Genomic DNA, 6,320 nt, shown 5'->3' on the forward strand with positions numbered 1-6,320 from the left:
ATCAAAGCGTAATTTTAGTGAAAACAGCGTTCTGATCAAGAACGCTGTTTTTCTATCTCAACTGAGTTTTCTTTAAGCTGTCGTGTGTATAAAAATTTGGGTCTCCATTCACTGATGATCACCCCCAATACCACAAGTAAACCACCAAAAAGAGCCAGCAATGGCAAGCGTTCACCTGCAATTCTGCCAAATAAAGCTGCCCAAACTGGTTCGCCAGCATAAATCACGGCCGCTTGAGAAGGATCGACAGAGCGTTGTGCCCAATTCATCGTCAATTGTAATAAAGCACTGGTTAAGCCCAGTCCAACTGCAAGCATCACCAATTGCCATGAAAAGGGTGGAATATGCAGCTCACCGACAAAAGGCATACTGGCAAATGAAATCAATGAAGCAAAGGCAAGCTGAATCACCGTTACACGCTGAATATTGACCCTCCCTGCAAAGTGCCCGATGAGAATAATCTCCATAGCAATTGCAAACGAACCAACCAATGTAACGATTTGCCCCGTATTTAAATCAATGTGATGAAAACCATTTCCTGTCAAAAAAATTAAACCGATAAACGCCAGTAAAACACCGAGCCAAGTCATGATATGTGGTCTTTTGCGAAAAATCACCCAGATAAGAATCGGTACAAGGGGGACATATAATGCTGTTAAAAAGGCAGACTCACTGCTGCTGATGGTTTGCATACCGACAGTTTGCGAGCCATACCCTGCGGCAATCATACCGCCAATCAGTGCACCAGCGATGAGTTCTTTTAAATTGATACCTTTTAGATATTTATAAGACAGTAATCCAACAGCAATAGTCGCTGCAGCAAAACGACAACCGACAAAAAACATAGGGGAACTATAGTTTAGGGCATAATGTACAATGACAAATGTACCACCCCAAATCATGGTCATCAGAATCAGTGCAATTTGAGGCGTTCTGGACTTTAAAAATAAAGCGAGGGGAGAGGAAGACATAAAATAAAGTAATGTAGAAGAGCAGGGCTATTTTACGCGAAAGCACAGTATTATGCAGATGTTAAGCTGAGTAATCGGGTATTTAAATCACTCAATTGTCATGCAGTCGTGTTAGCATATTGAATCAAAATTTTGATAAAGAGAAATAAATCATGGTGATCGAACAGGCTTTATTTCATATTGTTGATGGTCAACAAATGGCTTTTGAAAAGAAATTTTATGAATTATCAGACACCTTCCGGAATGCCCAAGGTTGTGAAAAATTTAAATTGATTCGTGGTATAGAAGACAATCAAAAATATATTCTACAAATTCACTGGATTGATCTTAAAACCCATACAGATGTTTTTATGAAAACAGATGAATTTAAACAGTGGTTTACGGCAATGAAGCCCTTTTTAGCAAGTAAAATTGAAATGCAACATTTTGAAAATACATTGGTTTAAATCTGGATGTAGTGATTTAAATACCTTGTTTAACACATAAAAAAGAGAACAGCTCGGTTCTCTTTTTTAATCCAATCTATACTGGGAACTTAAAAGCCTTGTTCATCCAATAACAGCTGCGCTTCACGTAGGTTTAATGTGCCTTCGTAAATTGCACGTCCTGTGATCGCACCTAAAATACCCGGTTTACCTTTTAAATTACGCACATCATCCAGATTGGTTACACCGCCTGAGGCGATCACTGGAAGACCTGAGTATTGCGCAAGGTTTACCGTCTGTTCAACATTGACACCCTGCATCATACCATCACGTGCGATATCGGTATAAACAATGCTAGACACACCGGCATCCGCAAAACGTTTTGCAAGATCAGTGGCTTTTACATCAGTGACATTTGCCCAGCCATCAGTTGCAACCATACCATTGATCGCATCAATACCGACAATAATGTGTCCCGCAAACTTCTTACAGGCTTCTTCAACAAATTCAGGATTTTGAACTGCTTTGGTGCCGATGATGACAAAAGAAACGCCCGCATCTAAATAATGTTCGATTGTTTCCAAAGAGCGAATACCACCGCCAATCTGGATTGGCAGTTCAGGCTGTGCTTTTGCAATTGCTTCAACGACAGGTTTATGAATTGGTGTTCCAGCAAAAGCCCCATTCAAATCAACCAAATGCAAACGACGAGCGCCTTCATTTACCCAATGCTGTGCTGTTGCAACAGGATCATCAGAAAATACGGTATCGTCTTCCATACGACCTTGTTTTAAACGAACACATTTACCATCTTTCAGGTCAATTGCCGGGATGATCAGCATGCTTTCGCTCCTTGCTTAATCTCAATGAAGAATTTATTGATCTTCATCTTAGCAAAAACTTGATCAATTTCTAAGTGTCAGTTTAGGCTTTTATTGGCGCGAATGCTCAATTTAAGCTGAGTATGTGCAATCGTGTCAGGTATTAAGTCTAAATCCAGTAAGGCTTCGAAAATTAAAAGTGCAGCATAGGCATCGGCTGCTGCATATTCAATTTGTGGTGTTGTGAGAATTTTACGTGCCCAATTTGAGGTGCTAATAGATTTACTTTTAGGGAAATTGACTTGGAATAATAATGCCATGGCATTTTTAATTCCTAAAGGATTATTGAAGCCAAAACTCGAAAAGCATTTAGAAAGTTCGATGACACTGTTGAGTTGCATGCCTTTTTTACGAAATAAATGAGCATCATTTTTTAAGCCAAAACCGACTTTAATCTGATCAGGATTTTCAAAAAAGGTCGCTAGAAAAGCCAAAATATCTGCTGAAACTTGAAATAAATAGGCTTTTTCAAATGTCGCCAGTTGAATAAGATGTGGGCCAGTTTGTATTTCACCTTTATTAAAGGTAGGTTTTGACTCCGTATCGAAACCAAAAATGTGCGCCGTTTTTAATTCTGCTTCAATTGCTTGGCATTGTTGCAAGCTATTGACCACAACAATGTTACTCAAAGGCAAATTTTGAAAACGGGGAAAGCTCTGAATTTGTTCTTTACTAGGAAGTTGCTGAGTTTGAATATTCACAAATTTAAGCTCACAAATTTTAGTCGACCAGTTTAAGCATTAAAAATATTAACCATATTGTGTTATAACAAACTTTGAATAAAAGATGATAGTTTTGTGGGTCAAAAACACAGGAATAAATTGTATGGTTGAAAAAGATGATGATCTTTTTATAGAAGGCGCCAAGCGTTTAAAGCAATTAATTCAGGATAAAAATATAAAAGCCAGTGATATTGTTAACGTACTCGAAACTTCAAAAGGAACCATGACCAAATGGTTGCAAAACTCAACACCGTCGAGTGCGCAAAGCTTAATTGAATTGGCGCGTTTAGTTGGGATGACTGAACGCTGGAATATGGAATCTAAACAGCAAGATAAAGCAGATCTAGTGACCAAAGCATATGCTGAGTCTGAATTGGATTTAAGCCATGTCACCATGGAACAGTTGATCAACGAAATTAAAGACCGTTATGCAGCTTTAAATTTAAAAGCGGATATTAAAATTAGTGTTGAGCCATTAGAAGGTGGTTTTGTCACCAAAGAGTAAAATAACCACCTTATAAAAATAGGGTGGTTATTTCGGCTGATTTATTCAGACTGATTGATTTGTTGTTGATATTGCTGAAACTGTTGCGCTTGGTCAAGGTAGCTTTGATAGGCTGGGATTGCTGTAACTGCCAGGATTAGAATACTAATCGGGAAGATCACAATATAAATCCAAGCCAATACTTTTTCCCAACCACGGGTAATCCGAGGTGCGCCATAGTTATTTGTCCCAGCATCTCCTTTTGCACAGCTTAAATAAACAAAAAAGAATAAATTCACCAAAGGTAAAAGCATAAGAAGAGATAACCAACCACTTTGGTGTTTGTCATGTAAGCGACGAATTGTAAAAATAAAGCTAAAGTAGATCACTGCGATATAAATAATAATCGCAACTGTGCCGAGAATAAAGATGAGCGTATTTGAAGGGGAGTTACTTAAAGCTGGGATGAATAGTGCAGCGATAATACCCAGTACAAACATAGATAGACCCAACAGCATATTCCAGCCCAAATAGGATAATCGACCAAAACGGCCACTGGCACTTAAAGCTGAATCATGGGTTTGAAAATTAGAAGACATTGTTATGTTCCTAGAATGAATTAAGGTTTTTAAATCAATTTTTAAAATCAATTGTTGGATTTTTATTCAATTTGGTTGAATCATAATAAACAGACGATAAAAAATAAAGTCCAAATAAAATAAAAAAATCAAGCCAACTGCAATTGACTTGATTTTTAGAGATATAAATCGGGATGAAATTGACCTGAATGAATCAGATTTTCCATTCCACAAAGTTTTTCAGTAACTGTAAACCTGCTGTATGGCTCTTTTCAGGATGGAACTGTGTCGCAAATAAATTTTCTTTATGAATAGCCGTACAGAACTGCAAACCATAATCACATGTTGCAGCAACAAGAGACGGGTCTTTGGGTTCGACATAATAGCTATGTACAAAGTAAAAACGACTATCTTGATCAATATCTTTCCACATCGGATGATTTGGATCTGCCTGATGGACTTGGTTCCAGCCCATATGAGGGACTTTTAAGCCGTCCATATCTGGAAAATGTTTTACCACACCTTCAAAAATACCCAGCGCTTGAGTACCCGCATTTTCCTCTGATGATTCAAGCAAAGCTTGCATGCCGACACAAATGGCAAGTACTGGTTTATTAAACGCAGCATGGCGCACAACCTCATCAATACCTGCTTCATGCATCCCCTGCATACAATCACGCATTGCCCCTACACCCGGAAATACGATTTTATCTGCCTGAGCGATTAATTTTGGATCATTTGTGACATCTACAGTTGCGCCAACATGTTCGAGTGCTTTGGCTGCTGAATGAAGATTTCCCATGCCATAGTCAAGAAGGGCAATACGGGTCATTACAAGGTTCCTTTCGTCGATGCAACAGTATTTTCTGCACGCGGATCAACTTCACAGGCCATGCGAAGCGCACGTGCAAATGCTTTAAAAACACTTTCAATTTGGTGATGGCTATTTTTGCCTTTTAAATTGTCAATGTGTAAAGTCATTAAAGCGTGATTTACAAAGCCTTGGAAAAACTCGGAAAATAGATCCACATCAAAACTGCCGATACGGGCACGTGTAAATGGGATATCCATCCATAAACCTGGACGACCTGATAAATCAACCACGACACGGCTTAAAGCTTCATCAAGTGGTGCATAGAAATGACCATAACGTTTTAAGCCTTTTTTATCACCGAGTGCTTGCGCAAATGCTTGGCCTAGTGTGATTCCACAGTCTTCTACAGTATGGTGATCATCGATTTCTAAGTCGCCATCACAATGAATATCGATGTCAAATAAACCATGACGCTTGATTTGATCAACCATATGGTCTAAAAAGGGAACACCTGTATTGAGCGTGCCTTGACCAGTACCATCAAGATTCACACGAACTCGAATTTTAGTTTCGTTGGTGTTTCTTACCACTTCACTGATACGTTGCGCCATAGACACGTTCCTCAAAAAACGTCAAAAATTAAAAGTTTGATGTAAAGATATTTCGCTGTGACGAAAGTGACAGCATATTAGATTGCTCAGGAGGGTTAATCAATGCCTATTACCGTACATGCTAAAACTTCACTAGAAAATGAAGAAGTTCGCGATCAGCTTGAGCGATTATATGACACCAGTCCCGAGTTTGGGGATGGTCATGATGCCATAGAACAACTTGAGCAAAACTTGGCTCATTATACCTTACTTTATGTCGCAGAATTTAATACAAAGATTATTGGTGCGTTATGGTGTACTGGACAAGGTGAAAGTCGGACTTTGGAAAATATTGTGGTACATCCTGCTAACCGCGGACGTGGCGTTGCAGAGCGTTTGGTCGAAGAAGTTTGTCGTATCGAGGAAGAAAAGGGCATTAAAAACTTTGAGCCGGGCTGTGGAGCAATCCATCGTTGTTTAGCTCACTTAGGTAAAATCTAAGGTGATCTTGGATCTTTGACTAATTTAAGCAACCTGATCAGGTTGCTTTTTTATTTGGCTCTTTTTCCACAACTATAAAGTTAAGCTGATCTCAGTAGCATATTGCAGTCACGAGCAAAACACTTTGGGAAAAAATTAAATCGAGTTTGCAAAACTTAAAGCAAGGAGGAGTACCTTCGCTCAGCAAATTGAGCATGCCAAAATTTGCGTTCCAAAGCTGAAAAATGTATAAAAAACAGCCTTATTTAGAATAAATAGGCGATTTTTGTTGTAAAAATAAACTATTGAATGATTTTAGTGATTTCAATGCTTGACGACTAAACCATTAAATTGTTTAATACGCCCCATCGGCGG

Annotated in this window: 9 protein-coding genes; 3 read left to right on the forward strand and 6 right to left on the reverse strand. The window is 38.7% G+C overall.

Annotated elements, in window-relative coordinates; all coding sequences use genetic code 11:
* Positions 1–35: 35 nt before the first annotated feature.
* Positions 36–971 (reverse strand): DMT family transporter, encoded by a 936-nt coding sequence (locus AC07WY_RS12170; RefSeq protein ID WP_244014315.1) that lies wholly within the window; start codon positions 969–971, stop codon positions 36–38.
* 152 nt (positions 972–1,123) lie between these two features.
* Here AC07WY_RS12170 and AC07WY_RS12175 point away from each other — a divergent pair, with 152 nt between their 5' ends.
* On the forward strand, positions 1,124–1,417 hold the full coding sequence (locus AC07WY_RS12175) for an antibiotic biosynthesis monooxygenase family protein (protein ID WP_004725336.1): 294 nt from the start codon (positions 1,124–1,126) through the stop codon (positions 1,415–1,417).
* An 89-nt stretch (positions 1,418–1,506) separates the two neighbouring features.
* On the opposite strand, the gene hisA is transcribed toward AC07WY_RS12175, so the two are convergent.
* Positions 1,507–2,238 (reverse strand): 1-(5-phosphoribosyl)-5-[(5-phosphoribosylamino)methylideneamino]imidazole-4-carboxamide isomerase, encoded by a 732-nt coding sequence (gene hisA / locus AC07WY_RS12180; RefSeq protein WP_004725338.1) that lies wholly within the window; start codon positions 2,236–2,238, stop codon positions 1,507–1,509.
* A 77-nt stretch (positions 2,239–2,315) separates the two neighbouring features.
* Positions 2,316–2,978 carry a 3'-5' exonuclease gene (locus tag AC07WY_RS12185; RefSeq protein WP_262087236.1) on the reverse strand — a complete coding sequence of 221 codons (663 nt, stop codon included), beginning with the start codon at positions 2,976–2,978 and terminating at the stop codon, positions 2,316–2,318.
* A gap of 124 nt (positions 2,979–3,102) precedes the next feature.
* On the opposite strand from AC07WY_RS12185, the gene AC07WY_RS12190 reads away from it, so the two are divergent.
* On the forward strand, positions 3,103–3,504 hold the full coding sequence (locus AC07WY_RS12190) for a transcriptional regulator (RefSeq protein WP_004725342.1): 402 nt from the start codon (positions 3,103–3,105) through the stop codon (positions 3,502–3,504).
* A gap of 41 nt (positions 3,505–3,545) precedes the next feature.
* Here the strand turns inward: AC07WY_RS12190 and AC07WY_RS12195 are convergent, their stop codons facing one another.
* From AC07WY_RS12195 to hisB, 3 genes are all read right to left on the reverse strand, one after another.
* Positions 3,546–4,082 (reverse strand): DUF805 domain-containing protein, encoded by a 537-nt coding sequence (locus AC07WY_RS12195; RefSeq protein ID WP_494736454.1) that lies wholly within the window; start codon positions 4,080–4,082, stop codon positions 3,546–3,548.
* Between the two features lie 193 nt (positions 4,083–4,275).
* Entirely contained in the window at positions 4,276–4,893 is a 618-nt protein-coding gene (gene hisH, locus AC07WY_RS12200; RefSeq protein WP_096735307.1) for an imidazole glycerol phosphate synthase subunit HisH, read from the reverse strand.
* Positions 4,893–5,486, reverse strand: a complete 594-nt coding sequence (gene hisB / locus AC07WY_RS12205; RefSeq protein ID WP_004725347.1) for an imidazoleglycerol-phosphate dehydratase HisB — start codon at positions 5,484–5,486, stop codon at positions 4,893–4,895. The genes hisH and hisB overlap by 1 nt, the downstream gene beginning before the upstream one ends.
* Before the next feature lie 102 nt (positions 5,487–5,588).
* Here hisB and AC07WY_RS12210 point away from each other — a divergent pair, with 102 nt between their 5' ends.
* Positions 5,589–5,966, forward strand: a complete 378-nt coding sequence (locus tag AC07WY_RS12210; protein ID WP_004816597.1) for a GNAT family N-acetyltransferase — start codon at positions 5,589–5,591, stop codon at positions 5,964–5,966.
* The last annotated feature ends 354 nt before the right edge of the window (positions 5,967–6,320 follow it).

It is taken from the genome of Acinetobacter sp. GW821-FHT01C12, from assembly GCF_059422625.1.